Origin of the sequence: Enterobacter asburiae (assembly GCF_024599655.1) — a bacterium.
Lineage (GTDB): Bacteria > Pseudomonadota > Gammaproteobacteria > Enterobacterales > Enterobacteriaceae > Enterobacter > Enterobacter asburiae_D.
Genome location: NZ_CP102247.1, coordinates 3,019,753 through 3,038,280 on the forward strand (window position 1 = coordinate 3,019,753; position 18,528 = coordinate 3,038,280).

Here is an 18,528-nt window from a genome sequence, read left to right on the forward strand (position 1 = left end):
CCGCTATGGCTGGCGACCCTGTCAGCCTTTTCTTTCCAGGAACAGCACGGAGGCGACGAGAATAACGGCAATAGCGAAAAACGATGAGGAGATAATCAGCGTTTCAACAAACATGTGATCGTTCATGATGGCGACCCCTTTTGCGATATCTGCCTCCGTTTTAATCCGCGTAAATGACAAGGTTATGACAACAATAAAATCTTTTTAAAGCTGTCCTGCGTCGCGTTTGCGCGTACTGTAAGCAGGTTAATTATTTTGGCAAGGATTCCCTATGTTTGACCCTACTCTGCTCATTCTCCTGGCACTCGCCGCGCTCGGCTTTGTCAGCCATAACACCACCGTCGCCATCTCGATTCTGGTGCTGATTATTGTTCGCGTGACCCCGTTAAATAGCTTTTTCCCGTGGATAGAAAAACAAGGCCTCACCATCGGGATCATCATTTTAACCATCGGGGTAATGGCACCCATCGCCAGCGGTACGCTGCCCGCCTCAACCCTGCTGCACTCGTTTGTAAACTGGAAATCGCTGGTAGCGATCGCGGTGGGGATTTTTGTTTCGTGGCTGGGCGGACGCGGCGTTACGCTGATGAGCAGCCAGCCCTCGATAGTGGCGGGTCTGCTGGTGGGCACCGTTCTGGGCGTGGCGATCTTCCGCGGCGTTCCGGTGGGGCCGCTGATTGCGGCAGGCCTTGTCTCTCTGTTTATCGGGAAGTCGTAGTCAGGCTGGCCATATAGCGCGCCGGCGTCTGGCCCAGTCCCTTTCTGAACATGGTGATAAACGCGGTGGTAGAGTCATATCCCAGTGACTGTGCCACCTGCTGTACCGATTTCCCACTAATCAAATGCTGTAACGCCACGATCAGCTGCAGCTGGTGACGCCAGCGGCGAAAGCTTAAGCCGGTCTCTTTCACCACCAGCCGCGCCAGGCTGCGTTCGCTCATGGCGAAGTGGCTCGCCCACTGCGCCAGCGTCTGCCAGGCGGCAGGCTCTTCCGCCATTTTCTCGCTCATCAGCCGAATTTTAGGATGGGGCGACACGGGCAGCTGCAGATGCTCCTGACGCTGGAGCGGCAGCTCGTCAAACAGGACGTCCACCAGGCGCGATGTGGCCGCAAGAGGCAGCTGTTCACGCGATTTTTCCGCCAGGGATAAAATCAGCTCCCGCACCAGAGGAGAGATTTTCAGGGTGCAGCAGCGCTCGGGCAAGCTTGCCGCCCCCGGCTCAATGAACAGAAAGCAGAGCTGCGCGCCCGGCGTAGCCCTGTTGCTGTGCGGCATTTGGCCGGGGATCCAGACGGCGTACTGGGGCGGGACCATCAGCATGGCATTTTCCACTTCGCAGGTGATCGCGCCTCCGAGGGCCAGAATTAGCTGCCCCTTACGGTGATGATGTCGGGGAATATATTGTTCCTCCGCCACCACGCGGATGCGAAACGCGACGGCCGCATCGTGCTGGCTATCGGGATCATAGCCGTCCAGTCCCAGACCAATCATCAGTTTGTCCGATTTTAGCGATAAACTGTCATTTTAGCCTGATTTCAACCGCTGAGAAAATCGGTATTGTGTGCCCTCGCTTGAACGTATGAGAACATAATGACTACTGCTATTCGCACCTCAGGAAAACACGGCGCGCTGTTGATTGCAGGCATCCTGATGATTGCCACTACGCTTCGCGTCACCTTTACCGGCGCAGCCCCGCTGCTCGACACTATTCGTCTTGATTATGGCTTAAGCACGGCGCAAACCGGTCTGCTGACCACCCTGCCCCTGCTGGCTTTCGCCCTCATCTCGCCGCTCGCCGCAGGCGTTGCCCGACGTATCGGCATGGAGCGCAGCCTGTTTATCGCTCTGCTGCTGATTTGCGCTGGAATTGCACTTCGCTCGCTGCCTTCCGCCGCGCTGCTTTTCATCGGAACCGCGGTCATTGGCTGCGGTATTGCGCTCGGGAACGTGCTGTTACCCGGATTAATTAAACGTGACTTCCCGGGCCAGGTGGCACGACTCACCGGGGCCTATTCCCTGACGATGGGCGTCTCGGCGGCGTTTGGATCAGCGATGATTGTTCCCCTGGCGCAGGGGAACGCGGGCTGGCATGGCGCCCTGCTGATGCTGATGGCGTTTCCGCTGGTCGCGCTGCTGCTCTGGTTACCCCAGTGGCGTCAGAAACACGTTGCAGCGGTAACGAGCGCTGGCGCGCTGCATAATCGCGCCATCTGGCGCTCGGCCCTCGCCTGGCAGGTGACGCTCTTTTTGGGGATTAACTCGCTGATTTACTACGTGATCATCGGCTGGCTGCCGGCGATATTGCTTAGCCACGGCTACAGCGAAGCGCAGGCCGGATCGGTGCACGGGCTGCTGCAGCTGGCCACGGCCGTGCCGGGGCTTGCCGTGCCGCTGGTCCTCCACCGTCTGAAAGATCAGCGGGTCATTGCAGGCGCAGTGGCGCTGCTGTGCGCGGTAAGCGCGGCGGGGCTGTGGTTTATGCCTGACATGGCGGTGATGTGGACGCTGGTGTTTGGCTTTGGTACAGGGGCAACGATGATCCTCGGCCTGACGTTCATCGGGTTGCGCGCCAGCTCCGCGCACCAGGCCGCGGCGCTCTCCGGCATGGCGCAGTCGATTGGCTATCTGCTCGCCGCCTGCGGCCCTCCGCTGATGGGTAAAATTCACGATAGCGCGGGAGACTGGCGGATACCGTTACTGGGCTGCGCCCTGGCCGCCGTGATAATGGCTGTTTGCGGCGTGCTCGCCGGGCGAGATCGGGAGATCGCGCCCCGTTAAATCCAGAGGCAGACCACCGGGTCTGCCTTTTCTTACCCGCGCGCAGAATTGTAGGCCGGGTAAGCGCAGCGCCACCCGGCAAGAGAAGCGACGACGTTATGAATCGCGCGCCGCGCGCAGCATCGCCTGCACCAGCACGACCGGGCGTCCTTCCAGCGCACTACGCTCATGCTGGAATAAGGTGATCACGAAGAACGGGTGCGTAACCAGTTCTGCGGCGCGAATTTCCCCCTGTTCGTCCCAGCCCGTAACGTGCATATCACCGCTTTCCAGCGCCTGTGCAAATTCTGGCGACACGCCATAGTTACAGTGATACCCCTCTTCAATTTCCGGCTTGCCGTACGCTTTTGCGATCAGCGTATTTTTGCGCAGCTCAATGGCATCGGTTTTCTCCACCAGCGAGCAGGCCAGCGGCGCAATCACCATGGTGCCTTCGCTATCCGTCTCAGCATGTGCCGCATCAGCCCAGCCCAACACATTGCGGGCATACTCAATCAGCGCATGCTGGAATCCGCCGCAGGTGCCAAGGAACGGAATGCCGTTTTCACGGGCGTAGCGCGCGGCGATAAAAGCGGCCTCGGTGTTTTTATAGGGGCTGGCGGGAACCAGCCAGATGGCATCGTAGCCCACCAGATCTTCAGGGCTTGTCAGCTCCGTGGTGGCAAGCCAGTCGTAATCGGCGGTGAGGTCAAGGACTGCGGCGGCGTCGTCAATGGCCAGCGGGATCGCCTGATGCGCAATAACACTGGGATTGTAATCGCCAACCAGCGCAATGCGCAGCGTCGTTTTAACCGGGAGGTGTTCCATGAAAGGTTCCTTATGCCAGAGTATTATCAGATAACATAAGGAACCTCAGACTACCGATCTTCTGCAATTATCACAATACCTTAAATTGGGAGGGTGGAATCATGATTCAATGCAAACGCGTGTACGAACAGGCAGCTCCGGACGACGGCTATCGGGTGCTGGTGGACAAGCTGTGGCCGCGCGGGGTCAAAAAAACGGACCTCGCGTATGATGAATGGTGCAAAACGCTCACGCCCTCGAATGAACTTCGCAAGGCCTTCCATAGCGAAACCATTGATTTCGCCGCCTTCAGTAAGGCCTATCGGGAAGAGCTGGCGCAGCACGCTGACGAGGGAAGGCGTCTGGCGACGCTGGCGAACAGGCAGACCGTCACCCTGCTCTTTGCTGCCAAAGACACGAAGCAAAATCACGCCCTGGTATTAGCCGACTGGCTGCGCCACCTGTGATCAGCCGATCGTCAGCTCATCGAGGATTTGCGGCGCTTCATCGGGGGTGAGCGGCATCAGATGTTCGGCACGGACAAACGCAAAGCCGTGCTGATTGTCAAAGGCGTAAACATCACCCGTCACCAGCCAAAGCGCGCGATCCGCAGTTGCGGGGAGTTGCGTCATCACGCCGTTGACCGGGTTAACGAAACGCAGGCCGGGCTGGCACAGGCCAAACAGCTCAACAGATTTACCAATATTGCGACGGCCTGACGCCGTGCGGGCACCCACGATCATCGCCATGCTGCCCGGTTTAAGCTGAAACATACTTCTCTCACGATAACGGTAGCCAGGGACTGGCTAAGAATAATCCTAAAGAGAAGTGTATCGCAGGCAATATACGTCTGTCACCTGGTGGGTTGCGGATGATCGCGACGGTAGAGCGTCCATTCATCAATCACTTCGCCCCCCGGGAGTTTGCACTCCGTGCGTACGCCCTGCGGGCTTTGAACCGGGATCTGTTCTCCGCCTTTCTCCAGACAGTACACGGAGGCCGGGTTCGCCATACCGATAGCGTGCGGCGGTTTCGGGGCATCGGGTGGGGTCGTTTTAGCGGTGCAGGCAGCCAGGGGAAGCGCCAGCGCCAGAAGCAGATATCTCATCTCATTGATCCTTTTCACATCATTACAGTCTAAGGGTAACGGCTCATCGCCGCTTTCTCCATGATTTCTCCATTTTAACTGCACTTTTCAACACTATAGTGAGGCGTGTTCTCGATATGACCAGAGAACATCATTCCGTAATCAAGATGTCTTTGCCCCGGTCTCAACAACGGGGCCTTTTTTCTCTCCTGCAGCCCTCTCCCTGCATATATTAAATTTTCTATATTCATGTTTTACTATGCCTGAAGTCTAAAAACTCAGCATAACATGCAGATGCAGACGTCTTCTGCCTGGGAGTCATTCTACGTCATGTCGGATATTATCCTTGCCCGTGTTTCAGAAACCCTCGCCACTGAACAATCCCTTGAAGGTCTCGTTCGCCAGCTGCTGGAGATGCTGGAGATCGTGACGGACATGGAGTCGACTTACCTCACCAAGGTAGATATCGAAGCCCGACTGCAGCATATCCTTTACGCCCGCAACAGCAAGCAGATGACAATCCCGGAGGGACTGAGCGTTCCGTGGGATGAAACCTTGTGCAAGCGCGCGCTGGATAGCGACACCGTATTCAGCAACGACGTTCCCGAACGCTGGCCGGAGTGCGAGGCGGCGAAAGCGCTCGGTATCACGACCTATATGAGTATTCCTGTCCATCTTGCGGATGGTTCGCTCTACGGAACGCTCTGCGCCACCAGCACGGCCAGAAAGCCGCTTAGCGAGCGCGGTGAACAGGTTCTGAAGCTATTCGCCGGGCTGATTGCCCAGTCCATTCAGAAAGAGTCGCTGGTGACCCAGCTTCGCGAAGCCAATGCGGCCCTCATCGCGCACTCTTACACGGATGCCCTTACCGGTTTACCCAACCGTCGCGCCATTTTTGAAGACCTGACCACGCTGTTTTCGCTGGCACGGCACCTTAAACGTAACACCGTCATCGCGTTCATCGATCTGGATGATTTTAAGCTGATTAACGATCGCTACGGCCACGAGGCTGGCGACCAGTTCCTGATTGAAGTGGGTAAGCGTTTGACGGAAGAAAAAAAGCAGGACGATATCATTGGCCGGCTGGGCGGCGATGAGTTTCTGGTGGCGTCGTTGAGCACATCCCACGATGAAGGGGATACCACAGAGATAACCCTGCTCAAAACGCGTCTCAGCGCCTGTATTGCCGGTGAATACTGGCTGGGTAGCATCAACCTTATCTACCCCGGTGCCAGCCTCGGCGTTATCGAAGTGGACCCTCGGGTAACCGATCCGGACAGCGCATTACGCGACGCGGATGTCGCGATGTATCAGGATAAGAAAGGAAAAAGCAAAACACGCTTTCTCACTATGGATTAACCCCGTACACTCTACGGCGTTATAGAAACCGAAACAGGTGATGGTATGAGAATAGGGATCCTCTTCCCGGTCGTTATTTTTATAACGGCGGTGATTTTTTTAGCGTGGTTTTTTGTCGGTGGTTACGCGGCGCCGGGGGCATAAATGAGAAAAACGACCCTCATTATGCTGATCGTTGCCCTCGCGGCGTTTGCCGGCACGCAGCTTGGCTGGTGGTAAACCCGCCATGTAAAAAAGGCCGCCATCTGGCAGCCTTTTTTAACGCGTTAAGGATCAGCTTTTGATTTTTCTGTAGATAAACAGAACAACCAGCGCACCGATCACCGCAACGGCGAAGCTGCCGAAGTTAAAGCCATCGACTTTGCCAAAACCGAACAGCGTACTGATCCAGCCGCCAACTACCGCGCCGATAATACCCAGTATTACGGTGACGATAAATCCACCGCCATCTTTGCCCGGCATGATCCACTTCGCCAGAATACCCGCAATAAGCCCAAAGATAATCCAGGATAAAATTCCCATAACTTTCCTCTCTGTATGGTTTTTGTCATTAAATCAACGACACAAAAAAGAATAGCACAGGATTTCAGAAAGGAAATTTGTGATAGGCATCACAATGAGAGAGTGCGCAATTATTCATCAACAAAAAGGGCGCGCCACATAAACTGTAGGGTTGCATCTTTTGTTGAGAAAGATTATCTTTCTCAACACTGAATAGTTGAGCGAAACACTCAGGTATTCAGTACGACATTGCTCACATTGCTTCCAGTATTTCTTGCCCACTTTTAAGTGGGCTTTTTTTTTTCATACCCCAACAAACGCGTATCGGTTACGTCCTGCGCGTTTTGCCTGGTAGAGCGCCTGGTCAGCGGCAATAATGATATTCTGCTGGCTGCCCGCGATGTCGACCGCTCGCGCGGTAGAAATTCCGACGCTTACCGTCACCCGCCCGAAGGGGCTGAAAGCATGTGCGATTTGCAGAGAAAACACGTTGCGTATAATCGTCTGCGCCAGTCGAAGCGCCTCCTGGATATCCGTATCCGGCAATATCAGCGCAAACTCCTCTCCGCCATATCGCGCCACAATCTGATTATCGCGGGTAAGGCTCTTCCTGAGACTGTTTCCCAGCAGCGCCAGACACCGGTCCCCTTCCGGATGGCCGTAGTTATCGTTGTATTTTTTGAAGAAGTCCACGTCCACAATCAGTATCGAAATCGGTGCGTCATGCGCGGCACAAATCGCGATTTCCGAGAGGATTTTTTCATCAAAAATACGACGGTTGTAAAGCCCGGTTAGCGCATCCTCAGAAGCGATAATCTTCAGCGCCTTGTTATCTCTGGTTTTTCTGGATAAGTCGGAATACAGGAAGTATGACGCGACGATGAGTACCGCAGTGAAAACGAAAATGAGTACCGCCAGCTGAATGGCCTGCTTGCGCCACGGAGCGAGGGCCTCATCAATGCTGACGGCCACGGTGGTGACCAGCCCGTAGCGTCGGTTTTTTTCATAGGCATAAATGCGTTCGATTTTATCAAACCGCGAAATGGAACTGGCTATCCCGGTATTTTGTACCTTGAGGTATTTCCTGAAGAGCGGTGAATCAGAAACGATCGTGCCGATATAGGTATTTTTAAAAGGATAACGGACCAGCAGCACGCCTGACTCGGTTGTTAAGCCAATGACCCCCGCGTGACCAATATTAATCTGCCCGTAGAGCGCGAGAAAATTCTCGATCCCCAGCGTCACCACCACAACACCATTGAATGCCCCGGTGTGGGTTTCAAGGCGGCGACTAATGGTGATGACCCATTTGCCATTGGTTCTGCTGACTACGGGCTCGCCAATAAAAATCTGCTGATTGTTATTTTCTTTGTGATAGATAAAAAACTCTCTGTCCGAGCCTTTGCGCGGGCCCGTAAACGTTTCGTGTAATGCGGTAAAGATATCGCCCCTGGCATCGTAAACAACCACATTATTAATCTGGGAAAGAAGATTGTCCTGATTATTTATCATCCACTGAATATGGGTCGCCTGTTGCGGCGTCATGCCATAAATTTCGATTATGTCGGAAACGGTAGTAATTAACATTTCACTCTGGCGCATAATCCCTTCGGTATAGACATCAAGGGTATGGCTCAGGTTAGCGACGCTGGTATTAATTTGCTGGATTGACTGCTGCCTGGACGTTGCAATTTGGACGGCAAGCGACAGCGAGATGATCAATGAGACAATGATGACGGTAATGGTTGTTGTGTAAAAAGTATTTTTCACATGCACGAGCTTTTCCACCTTATCACGCCTGACATCCCTGGCTGACAACTCTTGTCACTGTAACAAAGCTCAGGATAAGAGGAAAATGAATTGCACTTAAGCGTACAACAGAGGCTCGTCTTAATTTCGTTTTACAAACTTACCGTCTCCCGGGGCTTAGATAAAATGACTTTAATAAATTCGATATAGGAGACGGGCTTACCAAAATAATAACCCTGCAACAGGGTAATCTCATTACGGTTGAGATACTCCAGCTGCGCTTTCGTTTCTACGCCTTCAGCCACAATGCGCAATGAGAGTTTTTTCGCCAGGTCAATGACGCAGTCCAGCAGGATCGTTGAATCCTTTTCATCTGAAACCCGGTTCACAAAGCTTTTATCAATTTTAATATAATCAATGGCAAGCGCATTAAGGCATGAAAGACCTGAATAGCCTGTACCAAAATCATCCAGCGCAATGACAAAACCGGCGTTATGCAGCATGTTAAGGTTTTTCACCAGGTGAGGATTATCGATCAGCGGTTCACGCTCGGTCACCTCGAGAACCAGTTTGACTTCTTTGCCCTGAAATCCCTTTCCGAAGACGCGACAGTCACCAATGAAGGAAGGTGCATTGATGTGTCTGGCGCTGACGTTCACCCCGATATGAAACCCGTCCGGTAGCTTAGGCAAAAGCGGCTTAAGCTGTGTCACGACCTTCGCCATCAGCCCTTTGGTTAGCGGAATAATCAAACCGCTACGTTCGGCAATAGGAATAAAAACATCCGGTGGGATAAAGCCTGACTTTGGATGCTTCCATCTTGCCAGGACTTCAACGCCATACAGCCCGCCGGTATCGCCGTTCACGATCGGCTGGTAATACGGCACGATCTCCCCCTGCAAAATGGCCTTACGTAAATCGTCTTCAAATGAGGTGCTTTTCCCCTTGTAACGGCGGATCAAAATGCCCACCGCCACCGATAGCGCAAGAATAAGCAGTATCAGGCTCCATCCCTGTTGCAGCAGCCGCGTCAGGCTAAAAAAGGCAGGAGGTTGCCAGGCCAGGCTAAAGGGGAATTGCGTTGAGGCCGTAATCGCCCCCGCCCAGGAGGCGGCTTTCCAGCCGGTAATATCACCCTTGCGCCCAAGCATGCTTTCGCCGACAACCAGCCCCAGATCTACGCTGTTTGATGCGCTCGCGATAACGTCCCGCAAATGTGCATCACTCACGCTGACGATGACGCGCCCTGCCGCAACCGGCATCTGGAAAATAAGCACCGGAATGCCGTTCACCAGCCGATTGCCGGGTAACAGCATCAGTTTTTCGACAGGTAGCGTCTCCGGATGAATAATCAGCACGCCATTCCCGGGAAGGGATGTACAGATAATTTTACCCTGCTGCTGAATCATGATGGCGCGCAGATGCGGTTTTAGCGCGGCCTCTGTCCCCAGCGCCAGCTGTCCGCTACGGGTACACCCTTCGGCCGCAACATACTTCGCCGTGTTGGCCGCGCTGACGGCCTCAGCCAGAATGTTTTCTATTTTTTGGGTGCTTGCCGTGGCGGTATGACTATTATTAAGCTTCGCCATCTGCCATAGCTGCCAGTTAATAATCAGAATGCCGCTCAGAAAAAGAAACAGAGCGCTAAGAATAGGGATCATCACGTTGCGCACGATGTTTTCCTTAATAGAAAAAGCAAGCATGAATGTTCTGGGAGAAGAGCCTGTGCTAACCCGGTAATGCTTATAACAATGAAAATAGCTTAGCTGAGAATTGTCTTAAAAAACTGATGCTTTCGTATGAGTTCACCTGCCCGAATTTACTCACATGACGTGACTATCAGGCTTGTGCCTTGCCCTGGCTGTGTTAAGATTTGTGAAATCAGGGAGCGGACAGGATAACCGGGAAATGAAAAAGCTCATTGCCGTTGCGATCGTTTCAACGCTTCTGGTCATTCTGTCTCTTTATGCGGTCAATGCTGTTATCGTGGGGCAGCAGAAGAGCAAACAGCGTGAGATATCCCATACCCTATTACGTTATTCAGAAGACCTGTCCCAAAGCGTGGCGATGGCCCTTAAAAGCATCACTACGCAGGGATGTGATAAAACCAGCCTTGATAGCTACAGGCAAATAACGCTGAATAACTATTATTTTGACGATATCGGTTTTATCGAGAAGGGAAAAATAGTCTGTACTGCCTTTTGGGGTAAACTTGCAGCACCCGTTGCGCTTCCTGCAGAACTGCATAAAACGCCGAGAGGCTTTCTTCTGGCGCAGTTTTCCAGAAAAGATTTTTTCACGGGCAATGCGGCAATTTATAATAATATTATTATCTTCACCACCCGCTATGCTTACGATAAATTCACCCCGGTTACGGCAAGCTATTCTCTGAGTACCACGACCAAAGACTTCGGCAGAGTCTTTTTTTCAACCGTCCCTGAGTTAACGCAGCAGAGCTGGCTGCATTCGAAGCTGTTTACCCTGACCCTGACGCAGTGCAGCGCCCTCTGGGACCTGTGCGTCATCGTGAAGCATCACGACGCCGGGCTGGCCTCGTTACCCCCGTTTATCTTTTCCTTTCTCGCCGTCATTCTCTATTTTATCTGGGTCGCGATAACGTTATTTATCTTCCGCATCTATGAAGACCGTTTCTCTCTGGAACGCACGCTGATCAAAGCCGTCATCACCAATACCATCAGCGTTAACTACCAGCCTATTATCCGCATTCACGATCAAAAAATCGTGGGCGTCGAAGTTCTGTCGAGATGGCGCGATCAAAAGCACGGGGACGTCTCTCCGGAGCTGTTTATCCCATTAATTAAAAAGATTGGTCTGTATAAAAAATATTACAGTAATATTATCGAGAAATCCCTTTCAGATATTGCCCCACTGGCGATTAAACACCAGCTGATCGTCTCCATTAACGTTGGGCGGACGGAAATTGAAGATGGGCAGTTTATTAACATTTTGCGCCGTGAATGTTTAGCCAATCACCTTCCCCTTTCCCTGATGAAGGTCGAACTTTCCGAGAAAGCCGTTTCCACGGCAGATATCCTCGAGGGGTTTTGTCAGGAGCTCAAATCGCTCGGCGTTAAAATATCAATAGATGATTTTGGCGTGCAAAATTCAAACCTCGCCCGCCTGTCGCTGCTTGAATATGATGAGATCAAAATCGATAAGTCGCTGGTGGACGGCATCAGCGAGCATTATAAGCAAAATATCTTTGCTATCTTCAGCGATGCCCTCGCAAGATTAAATAAGACCCTTGTTTTCGAGGGCGTGGAAAATGAAATTCAATATCGCTTTATTGCGAGCCGATATCCCGATGCGCTGATTCAGGGATGGTATTTTTCAAAAGCACTCACCCGCAGCGAGCTGGCGAAGCGACTCACCGGGGTCGCACCGTAACCAGAAGCCTTGCGTATCCATTTTTTTCCAGTCGGGCATTTCCATTTTTTACGCAAAAACATATAGTCGTCACAATCAGACGGTAGATTACCCTGAAGCACACTCATATTTTGGTTAAAAACGTGAAATTATCCTTACTGTTCCCAGTGGTACTCTTTTGTCTGACCGTTATTTTCGCGCTGTTCATCGACGCCCCCGCTTCGCATATTCTGCGGAAAAAATGCATGTGGTCCGATAGCGTGATGCTGAGCTGTATTGCTAAGCATCAGCATAACGGTTTTTAAAGCAGACTATTCATTTCCCCACTGATTGAGGAAATTCGCAATATCATCAATGCGACCCGCACGGATCCCGGCTTCAGCGGCCATCTCCTGCTGAGCCTCCTCGCTGATTTCCTCATTATTCGATAAACGGGTGAGCAGCAGCTGGAAATAATGCGCCAGCGCGTCGAGTTCTGACTCCGCGACTTGCTCTGCGGCTTCCGTCGCATACTCATCGGCAATGTCATAATATTTCAGTGGGATATCGTTGTTCATAACTGTCTCGTCATTAACCTGTAAAGGTAAAGCCATCAGTATATCGGACGCCTTACCTCAACCAAAGCATTGCTTCAGATGAGTAACGCAAGCAGCGCTGCGAGCGCGGGCGCGGCCTGTACATACAAAATTTTTCGGCTGGCGGTGGCTGCGCCAAAGAGCCCGGCGACCAATACGCAGGCCAGGAAGAAGATGGCCACCTGAATCCCCTTTTCGCCGAGCCAGAGGCTCCAGAGCAGACCGGCCGCCAGAAAACCGTTATACAGCCCCTGATTTGCGGCCAGCATGCGGGTGTCGCGCGCAAAGTCGGGACGCAGATTAAAGGCCTTGTGCCCGGTTTTGGTGTTCCACAGGAACATTTCCAGCACAAGGATATAGAGATGAATTAACGCAACAACCGTGATAAGAACCGTGGCTAACATCGTGCTGTCTCCCGCAGGCAGAGGCAAAAAAAACGGGAACCCTCAGGCCCCCGCTCTTGTTTAACCCAGAATCTGGATTACATGTTCGCGATAATCGCGTCGCCAAACTCTGAACATTTCAGCAGTTTAGCGCCTTCCATCAGACGTTCGAAGTCATAGGTAACGGTTTTCGCGTTGATCGCGCCTTCCATACCTTTAACGATCAGGTCTGCGGCTTCGAACCATTCCATGTGGCGCAGCATCATCTCTGCGGACAGGATGATAGAGCCTGGGTTCACTTTGTCCTGGCCTGCGTATTTTGGTGCAGTACCGTGGGTCGCTTCGAACAGGGCGCACTCGTCACCGATGTTCGCGCCAGGGGCGATACCGATACCGCCAACCTGCGCTGCCAGGGCGTCAGAGATGTAGTCACCGTTCAGGTTCATACAGGCGATTACGTCGTATTCAGCAGGACGCAGCAGGATCTGCTGCAGGAACGCATCGGCGATCACATCTTTAATGATGATCTCTTTGCCGGTGTTCGGGTTCTTGATCTTCTGCCATGGGCCGCCGTCGATCAGCTCACCGCCGAACTCTTCGGTCGCCAACTGGTAGCCCCAGTCTTTGAACGCGCCTTCGGTGAACTTCATGATGTTGCCTTTGTGAACCAGAGTCACAGAGTCACGGTCGTTAGTGATTGCATATTCGATGGCTGCACGCACCAGACGTTTAGTACCGTCTTCAGAGCATGGCTTGATGCCGATACCGCAATGCTCAGGGAAGCGAATTTTCTTCACGCCCATCTCTTCGCGCAGGAATTTAATCACTTTTTCTGCGTCAGCAGAGTCCGCTTTCCATTCGATACCCGCGTAGATGTCTTCTGAGTTTTCGCGGAAGATAACCATATCGGTCAGTTCAGGGTGCTTAACCGGGCTAGGGGTGCCCTGATAGTAACGAACCGGACGCAGACACACGTACAGGTCCAGCTCCTGACGCAGTGCCACGTTCAGGGAACGGATACCGCCGCCAACTGGCGTGGTCAGTGGGCCTTTAATAGCAACGCGGTAGTCGCGGATCAGATCCAGCGTTTCTGCTGGCAGCCAGACGTCCTGGCCATAAACTTGAGTAGATTTCTCACCGGTGTAAATTTCCATCCAGGAAATTTTACGCTCGCCTTTGTAGGCTTTCTCAACAGCGGCATCAACCACTTTCAGCATTGCCGGGGTAACGTCTACACCGATACCGTCACCTTCGATGAACGGGATAATCGGATTGTGAGGAACGTTAATCTTGCCGTTTTGCAGGGTGATCTTTTTACCTTCCGCCGGAACAACTACTTTGCTTTCCATTAACCTCTCCTTCGAGCGCTTCTGGTTGTTACTGATCTTATGTTAATAAATTGTAATGAGCCCTTCGATAGTACCTGATTGTCCTGCGCCATGAAAGGTCTTCGTTATTAGGCTATAATGCGGCAATTGATAACGCCTGAAAATACCATGAAGAAAACTTCTTTTACAAAACACCGGGTTGAGCGATTCAGCTCGCGACAACCCGCCAGAAGACCGCAGGAAACCCAGCCGAAGCGGGTTATTTTGTTCAATAAACCCTACGATGTTTTGCCGCAGTTTACCGATGAAGCCGGGCGCAGCACGCTGAAGGACTATATTCCCATTCAGGGCGTCTACGCAGCCGGGCGTCTGGACCGCGACAGTGAAGGCCTTCTGGTCTTAACCAACGACGGCGCTTTACAGGCGAAGCTCACGCAGCCCGGAAAACGTACCGGTAAAATTTACTTCGTCCAGGTGGAAGGCGAGCCGGATGACGCGACGCTGGCAGCGCTACGCAGCGGGGTGACGTTGAACGACGGCCCAACCCTGCCGGCAGGTATTGAACGCGTGAATGAACCGGAGTGGCTGTGGCCGCGCAACCCGCCGATTCGCGAACGCAAATCCATTCCGACAAGCTGGCTCAAAGTTACCCTTTATGAAGGCCGCAACCGCCAGGTTCGCCGCATGACCGCGCACGTCGGCTTCCCTACCCTGCGTCTGATTCGCTACGCTATGGGTAGCTACACCCTGGAAACGCTGGCAAACGGCGAATGGCGCGACGTTACCCCTTAAGGAGTCACTATGTTTAAACCTCATGTCACGGTTGCCTGCGTGGTCCACGCCCGGGGTAAATTCCTTGTTGTCGAAGAGAGCATCAACGGCAAAGCGCTGTGGAACCAGCCTGCCGGACACCTTGAAGCCAATGAGACCCTGCTGCAGGCAGCGAAACGCGAGCTGTGGGAAGAGACCGGCATCCACGCTGACCCCCTGCACTTTATCCGTATGCACCAGTGGATCGCGCCGGATCACACCCCGTTCCTGCGTTTTTTATTCGCCGTGGAGCTTAGCGAAACGTGCGCCACTGAGCCGCAGGATGACGATATCGACCGCTGTCTGTGGGTCACCGCCGACGATATCCTGAACGCGCCAAACCTGCGCTCGCCGCTGGTTGCGGAAAGCATTCGCTGCTGGCAGTCTGCTGGCCGCTTACCACTGGATGTCATCGGCGCATTTAACTGGCCGTTTACAGAGGGTGTCAATGGTGGGGGGGCGTGATAGAATACGCCGCCTTGAAGTTCAATGTCGTGAGTATTCCATGTCAGATAACAGCCAGAAAAAAGTGATCGTCGGCATGTCCGGCGGTGTCGATTCCTCCGTTTCCGCCTACCTGTTGCAGCAACAGGGCTATAAGGTGGAGGGCCTGTTCATGAAGAACTGGGAGGAAGATGATGGCGAGGAATACTGCACCGCCGCTGCGGATCTCGCCGACGCGCAGGCCGTATGCGATAAGCTCGGCATTGAGCTGCACACCGTTAACTTTGCCGCAGAATACTGGGACAACGTTTTTGAACTGTTCCTGGAAGAGTACAAAGCAGGCCGTACGCCGAACCCGGATATTCTGTGCAACAAAGAGATCAAATTTAAAGCCTTCCTGGAATTCGCCGCGGAAGATCTGGGCGCAGACTACATTGCGACCGGTCACTACGTGCGTCGTGCAGATGTGAATGGCAAAAGCCAACTGCTGCGCGGTCTGGACGGCAACAAAGATCAGAGCTACTTCCTCTATACGCTGAGCCACGAGCAAATCGCCCAGAGCCTGTTCCCGGTCGGGGAGCTGGAAAAGCCGCAGGTGCGTAAAATCGCCGAAGAGCTGGACCTGATCACCGCGAAGAAAAAAGACTCTACCGGCATCTGCTTCATCGGCGAGCGCAAATTCCGCGATTTCCTGGGACGTTACCTGCCTGCACAGCCGGGTAAAATTGTCACCGTCGACGGGGAAGAGATTGGCCAGCATCAGGGGCTGATGTACCACACGCTCGGACAGCGTAAAGGACTGGGTATCGGCGGGACCAAAGAAGGCAGTGAAGATCCGTGGTATGTTGTCGACAAAGACGTCGAAAACAATATTCTGGTTGTTGCCCAGGGTCACGATCATCCGCGTCTGATGTCCGTTGGCCTTATCGCGCAGCAGCTCCACTGGGTCGATCGTGAGCCGCTGAAAGGCACGCTGCGCTGCACGGTGAAAACACGCTACCGTCAGACCGATATTCCTTGCACCATTACCGCGCTTGATGACGATCGCATTGACGTGCGTTTCGACGAGCCGGTCGCCGCCGTCACCCCGGGTCAGTCCGCTGTCTTCTACAGCGGTGAGATCTGCCTGGGCGGCGGGATCATTGAACAGCGCCTGCCGCTGCCTGCTGTTTAATACGATTGCACACATAAAGGAGACCGTGTGGCGAAGAACTACTATGACATCACCCTGGCGCTGGCGGGAATTTGCCAGTCAGCCCGTCTGGTGCAACAGCTGGCGCATCAGGGTCATTGCGACGCAGATGCCCTGCACGTTTCACTGAACAGCGTTATCGATCTCAACCCCGGCTCGACCCTGGGCGTGTTCGGCGGCAGTGAAACCAATCTTCGTCTCGGTCTTGAAACTCTGCTTGGCGTGCTTAACGCCAGCAGCCGTCAGGGATTAAACGCGGAGCTGACCCGCTACACGTTGAGCCTGATGGTGCTGGAGCGTAAGCTAAGCGCAGCAAAAGGCGCGCTCAATACCCTGGGCGATCGTATTGCCGGGTTACAGCGTCAGCTCGACCATTTTGACCTGCAGTCCGAAACGCTGCTCAGCGCCATGGCCGGCATTTATGTTGACGTCATCAGCCCGCTGGGCCCGCGTATTCAGGTCACCGGATCCCCTGCCGTTCTGCAAAGCCCGCAGGTACAGGCAAAAGTGCGCGCGTCCCTGCTGGCAGGGATCCGCGCCGCCGTGCTGTGGCACCAGGTTGGCGGTGGCCGCCTGCAGTTAATGTTTTCTCGTAATCGCCTGACCACTCAGGCAAAACAAATTCTTGCTCATTGTTAACCTCCCGGAGTTGCGAATTATGGAATTATCCTCACTGACCGCCGTATCCCCTGTCGATGGACGCTACGGCGATAAAGTCAGCGCGCTGCGCGGGATCTTCAGCGAATATGGTTTGCTGAAGTTCCGTGTTCAGGTTGAAGTACGCTGGCTGCAAAAGCTGGCCGCCCAGGCAGCAATCAAGGAAGTTCCTGCTTTTGACGAAAAGGCAAACGATTACCTTGATAAAATCGTTGCCGAGTTTAGCGAACAAGACGCCGCGCGCATTAAAACCATTGAACGCACCACCAACCACGACGTGAAAGCGGTTGAGTACTTCCTGAAAGAGAAAGTGGAAAGCGTCCCTGCGCTGCATGCCGTGTCTGAGTTCATTCACTTCGCCTGTACCTCTGAAGACATCAACAACCTCTCTCATGCGCTGATGCTCTCCACCGCGCGTAAAGAGGTGGTGCTGCCTTACTGGCGTAAAATCATCGACGCGGTAAAAGCGCTGTCCGTGGAATACCGCGACATTCCGCTGCTCTCCCGTACCCACGGCCAGCCAGCCACCCCATCCACGATGGGTAAAGAGATGGCGAACGTCGCGTACCGTATGGAGCGCCAGTACCGTCAGCTGGAGCAGGTTGAGATCCTCGGCAAAATCAACGGCGCGGTCGGTAACTATAACGCCCACATCGCCGCCTACCCGGAAGTGGACTGGCACCAGTTCAGCGAAGAGTTCGTGACCTCTCTGGGCATTCAGTGGAACCCGTACACCACCCAGATTGAGCCGCACGACTATATCGCCGAACTGTTTGACTGCATCGCGCGCTTCAACACCATCCTGATCGACTTCGATCGTGACGTGTGGGGCTACATCGCCCTGAACCACTTCAAGCAGAAAACCATCGCCGGTGAAATCGGCTCTTCCACCATGCCGCACAAAGTCAACCCAATCGACTTCGAAAACTCCGAAGGCAACCTGGGCCTGGCGAACGCCGTGCTGCAGCATATGGCGAGCAAACTGCCGGTATCCCGCTGGCAGCGCGACCTGACCGACTCCACCGTACTGCGTAACCTGGGCGTGGGCATTGGCTACGCGCTGATCGCGTATCAGTCCACCCTGAAAGGCGTGAGCAAACTGGAAGTGAACCGTGACCGTCTGCTGGACGAGCTGGATCACAACTGGGAAGTGCTGGCGGAGCCAATCCAGACCGTGATGCGCCGTTACGGTATCGAAAAACCGTACGAGAAGCTGAAAGAGCTGACCCGCGGCAAACGCGTTGACGCCGAAGGCATGAAGCAGTTTATCGACGGTCTGGCCCTGCCGGAAGAAGAGAAAACGCGCCTGAAGGCGATGACCCCGGCGAACTATATTGGCCGCGCCATCACCATGGTCGACGAGCTGAAGTAACGCCCCTCTCCCCCTTTTCGCCCGAAAAGGGGGATGCTTTTCCCCGGTTTACTCAATGTTTATCCCCACAACAACATAATCAGCGTTAAACTATTCATACCAATTATTTAGGGAGAAG

Annotated in this window: 22 protein-coding genes; 11 read left to right on the plus strand and 11 right to left on the minus strand. The window is 53.6% G+C overall.

The features are described 5' to 3' along the window. Positions 1-21: 21 nt before the first annotated feature. A complete protein-coding gene (gene yoaI, locus NQ230_RS14370) occupies positions 22-126 on the minus strand; it encodes a small membrane protein YoaI (protein WP_010430055.1) in 105 nt (34 codons plus the stop codon). A gap of 145 nt (positions 127-271) precedes the next feature. On the opposite strand from yoaI, the gene NQ230_RS14375 reads away from it, so the two are divergent. Continuing rightward, positions 272-718 carry a DUF441 domain-containing protein gene (locus NQ230_RS14375; protein ID WP_121423405.1) on the plus strand — a complete coding sequence of 149 codons (447 nt, stop codon included), beginning with the start codon at positions 272-274 and terminating at the stop codon, positions 716-718. On the opposite strand, the gene NQ230_RS14380 is transcribed toward NQ230_RS14375, so the two are convergent. Next, complete coding sequence (locus tag NQ230_RS14380) at positions 702-1,493, minus strand: AraC family transcriptional regulator (protein WP_159513908.1); 792 nt, start codon at positions 1,491-1,493, stop codon at positions 702-704. The two genes, NQ230_RS14375 and NQ230_RS14380, sit on opposite strands and share 17 nt — an antisense overlap. A gap of 99 nt (positions 1,494-1,592) precedes the next feature. Between NQ230_RS14380 and NQ230_RS14385 the strand changes: the two genes are divergently transcribed. Continuing rightward, positions 1,593-2,780 (plus strand): CynX/NimT family MFS transporter, encoded by a 1,188-nt coding sequence (locus NQ230_RS14385; protein WP_193939939.1) that lies wholly within the window; start codon positions 1,593-1,595, stop codon positions 2,778-2,780. A 96-nt stretch (positions 2,781-2,876) separates the two neighbouring features. Here NQ230_RS14385 and NQ230_RS14390 read toward each other — a convergent pair whose 3' ends face one another. Further along, entirely contained in the window at positions 2,877-3,587 is a 711-nt protein-coding gene (locus NQ230_RS14390) for a CTP synthase C-terminal region-related (seleno)protein (protein WP_032657944.1), read from the minus strand. Between the two features lie 101 nt (positions 3,588-3,688). Between NQ230_RS14390 and NQ230_RS14395 the strand changes: the two genes are divergently transcribed. Further along, positions 3,689-4,033, plus strand: a complete 345-nt coding sequence (locus NQ230_RS14395) for a DUF488 domain-containing protein (RefSeq protein ID WP_193939941.1) — start codon at positions 3,689-3,691, stop codon at positions 4,031-4,033. Here the strand turns inward: NQ230_RS14395 and NQ230_RS14400 are convergent, their stop codons facing one another. Beyond that, positions 4,034-4,339: a nuclear transport factor 2 family protein gene (locus tag NQ230_RS14400; protein WP_045401563.1), complete on the minus strand. Its 306-nt coding sequence runs from the start codon at positions 4,337-4,339 to the stop codon at positions 4,034-4,036. A gap of 80 nt (positions 4,340-4,419) precedes the next feature. After that, positions 4,420-4,674, minus strand: coding sequence for a putative hemolysin (locus NQ230_RS14405; protein WP_219323834.1), 255 nt, complete (start codon positions 4,672-4,674; stop codon positions 4,420-4,422). Between the two features lie 309 nt (positions 4,675-4,983). Here NQ230_RS14405 and NQ230_RS14410 point away from each other — a divergent pair, with 309 nt between their 5' ends. Beyond that, entirely contained in the window at positions 4,984-6,012 is a 1,029-nt protein-coding gene (locus NQ230_RS14410) for a sensor domain-containing diguanylate cyclase (protein WP_213821758.1), read from the plus strand. A gap of 45 nt (positions 6,013-6,057) precedes the next feature. After that, positions 6,058-6,156: a YoaK family small membrane protein gene (locus NQ230_RS14415; protein WP_029739841.1), complete on the plus strand. Its 99-nt coding sequence runs from the start codon at positions 6,058-6,060 to the stop codon at positions 6,154-6,156. Positions 6,157-6,285: 129 nt separating this feature from the next. Here NQ230_RS14415 and NQ230_RS14420 read toward each other — a convergent pair whose 3' ends face one another. From NQ230_RS14420 to pdeG, 3 genes are all read right to left on the minus strand, one after another. Next, positions 6,286-6,534: a GlsB/YeaQ/YmgE family stress response membrane protein gene (locus NQ230_RS14420; RefSeq protein WP_006174788.1), complete on the minus strand. Its 249-nt coding sequence runs from the start codon at positions 6,532-6,534 to the stop codon at positions 6,286-6,288. A gap of 282 nt (positions 6,535-6,816) precedes the next feature. Next, on the minus strand, positions 6,817-8,301 hold the full coding sequence (locus tag NQ230_RS14425) for a sensor domain-containing diguanylate cyclase (protein ID WP_371745416.1): 1,485 nt from the start codon (positions 8,299-8,301) through the stop codon (positions 6,817-6,819). 113 nt (positions 8,302-8,414) lie between these two features. After that, positions 8,415-9,935, minus strand: coding sequence for a cyclic di-3',5'-guanosine monophosphate phosphodiesterase PdeG (pdeG, locus tag NQ230_RS14430; RefSeq protein WP_257258046.1), 1,521 nt, complete (start codon positions 9,933-9,935; stop codon positions 8,415-8,417). Between the two features lie 235 nt (positions 9,936-10,170). Between pdeG and NQ230_RS14435 the strand changes: the two genes are divergently transcribed. Beyond that, positions 10,171-11,670, plus strand: coding sequence for an EAL domain-containing protein (locus NQ230_RS14435; protein ID WP_257258047.1), 1,500 nt, complete (start codon positions 10,171-10,173; stop codon positions 11,668-11,670). 290 nt (positions 11,671-11,960) lie between these two features. Here the strand turns inward: NQ230_RS14435 and NQ230_RS14440 are convergent, their stop codons facing one another. From NQ230_RS14440 to icd, 3 genes are all read right to left on the minus strand, one after another. Next, positions 11,961-12,206, minus strand: coding sequence for a DUF2543 family protein (locus tag NQ230_RS14440; protein WP_121423397.1), 246 nt, complete (start codon positions 12,204-12,206; stop codon positions 11,961-11,963). 74 nt (positions 12,207-12,280) lie between these two features. After that, positions 12,281-12,628 (minus strand): DUF1304 domain-containing protein, encoded by a 348-nt coding sequence (locus NQ230_RS14445; RefSeq protein ID WP_213821685.1) that lies wholly within the window; start codon positions 12,626-12,628, stop codon positions 12,281-12,283. A 77-nt stretch (positions 12,629-12,705) separates the two neighbouring features. After that, the gene (gene icd / locus NQ230_RS14450) at positions 12,706-13,956 is read right to left on the minus strand and encodes an NADP-dependent isocitrate dehydrogenase (RefSeq protein ID WP_063142859.1); all 1,251 of its coding nucleotides are present in this window, start codon (positions 13,954-13,956) and stop codon (positions 12,706-12,708) included. A 117-nt stretch (positions 13,957-14,073) separates the two neighbouring features. Between icd and rluE the strand changes: the two genes are divergently transcribed. Genes rluE through purB form a run of 5 tightly spaced genes read left to right on the plus strand, consistent with a single transcriptional unit; the run spans position 14,074 to position 18,410 of the window. Further along, complete coding sequence (gene rluE, locus NQ230_RS14455) at positions 14,074-14,727, plus strand: 23S rRNA pseudouridine(2457) synthase RluE (RefSeq protein ID WP_213821639.1); 654 nt, start codon at positions 14,074-14,076, stop codon at positions 14,725-14,727. A gap of 9 nt (positions 14,728-14,736) precedes the next feature. Next, positions 14,737-15,210, plus strand: a complete 474-nt coding sequence (locus NQ230_RS14460) for an NUDIX hydrolase (RefSeq protein WP_121425917.1) — start codon at positions 14,737-14,739, stop codon at positions 15,208-15,210. Positions 15,211-15,250: 40 nt separating this feature from the next. Beyond that, positions 15,251-16,363: a tRNA 2-thiouridine(34) synthase MnmA gene (gene mnmA, locus NQ230_RS14465; protein WP_032657963.1), complete on the plus strand. Its 1,113-nt coding sequence runs from the start codon at positions 15,251-15,253 to the stop codon at positions 16,361-16,363. A 27-nt stretch (positions 16,364-16,390) separates the two neighbouring features. Continuing rightward, positions 16,391-17,020, plus strand: coding sequence for a high frequency lysogenization protein HflD (hflD, locus tag NQ230_RS14470; RefSeq protein ID WP_013097081.1), 630 nt, complete (start codon positions 16,391-16,393; stop codon positions 17,018-17,020). Between the two features lie 19 nt (positions 17,021-17,039). After that, positions 17,040-18,410 (plus strand): adenylosuccinate lyase, encoded by a 1,371-nt coding sequence (gene purB, locus NQ230_RS14475; RefSeq protein ID WP_008500757.1) that lies wholly within the window; start codon positions 17,040-17,042, stop codon positions 18,408-18,410. Positions 18,411-18,528: the final 118 nt, after the last annotated feature.

Coding starts and splice junctions, on each gene's coding strand:
- NQ230_RS14375 (WP_121423405.1), top strand. CDS start 272: ATGTTTGACCCTACTCTGCTCATTCTCCTGGCACTCGCCGCGCTCGGC.
- mnmA (WP_032657963.1), top strand. CDS start 15,251: ATGTCAGATAACAGCCAGAAAAAAGTGATCGTCGGCATGTCCGGCGGT.
- NQ230_RS14390 (WP_032657944.1), bottom strand. CDS start 3,587: ATGGAACACCTCCCGGTTAAAACGACGCTGCGCATTGCGCTGGTTGGC.
- NQ230_RS14460 (WP_121425917.1), top strand. CDS start 14,737: ATGTTTAAACCTCATGTCACGGTTGCCTGCGTGGTCCACGCCCGGGGT.
- yoaI (WP_010430055.1), bottom strand. CDS start 126: ATGAACGATCACATGTTTGTTGAAACGCTGATTATCTCCTCATCGTTT.
- NQ230_RS14385 (WP_193939939.1), top strand. CDS start 1,593: ATGACTACTGCTATTCGCACCTCAGGAAAACACGGCGCGCTGTTGATT.
- NQ230_RS14380 (WP_159513908.1), bottom strand. CDS start 1,493: ATGATTGGTCTGGGACTGGACGGCTATGATCCCGATAGCCAGCACGAT.
- NQ230_RS14445 (WP_213821685.1), bottom strand. CDS start 12,628: ATGTTAGCCACGGTTCTTATCACGGTTGTTGCGTTAATTCATCTCTAT.
- NQ230_RS14395 (WP_193939941.1), top strand. CDS start 3,689: ATGATTCAATGCAAACGCGTGTACGAACAGGCAGCTCCGGACGACGGC.
- NQ230_RS14405 (WP_219323834.1), bottom strand. CDS start 4,674: ATGAGATATCTGCTTCTGGCGCTGGCGCTTCCCCTGGCTGCCTGCACC.
- icd (WP_063142859.1), bottom strand. CDS start 13,956: ATGGAAAGCAAAGTAGTTGTTCCGGCGGAAGGTAAAAAGATCACCCTG.
- purB (WP_008500757.1), top strand. CDS start 17,040: ATGGAATTATCCTCACTGACCGCCGTATCCCCTGTCGATGGACGCTAC.
- NQ230_RS14435 (WP_257258047.1), top strand. CDS start 10,171: ATGAAAAAGCTCATTGCCGTTGCGATCGTTTCAACGCTTCTGGTCATT.
- rluE (WP_213821639.1), top strand. CDS start 14,074: ATGCGGCAATTGATAACGCCTGAAAATACCATGAAGAAAACTTCTTTT.
- NQ230_RS14440 (WP_121423397.1), bottom strand. CDS start 12,206: ATGAACAACGATATCCCACTGAAATATTATGACATTGCCGATGAGTAT.
- NQ230_RS14400 (WP_045401563.1), bottom strand. CDS start 4,339: ATGTTTCAGCTTAAACCGGGCAGCATGGCGATGATCGTGGGTGCCCGC.
- NQ230_RS14420 (WP_006174788.1), bottom strand. CDS start 6,534: ATGGGAATTTTATCCTGGATTATCTTTGGGCTTATTGCGGGTATTCTG.
- NQ230_RS14415 (WP_029739841.1), top strand. CDS start 6,058: ATGAGAATAGGGATCCTCTTCCCGGTCGTTATTTTTATAACGGCGGTG.
- NQ230_RS14410 (WP_213821758.1), top strand. CDS start 4,984: ATGTCGGATATTATCCTTGCCCGTGTTTCAGAAACCCTCGCCACTGAA.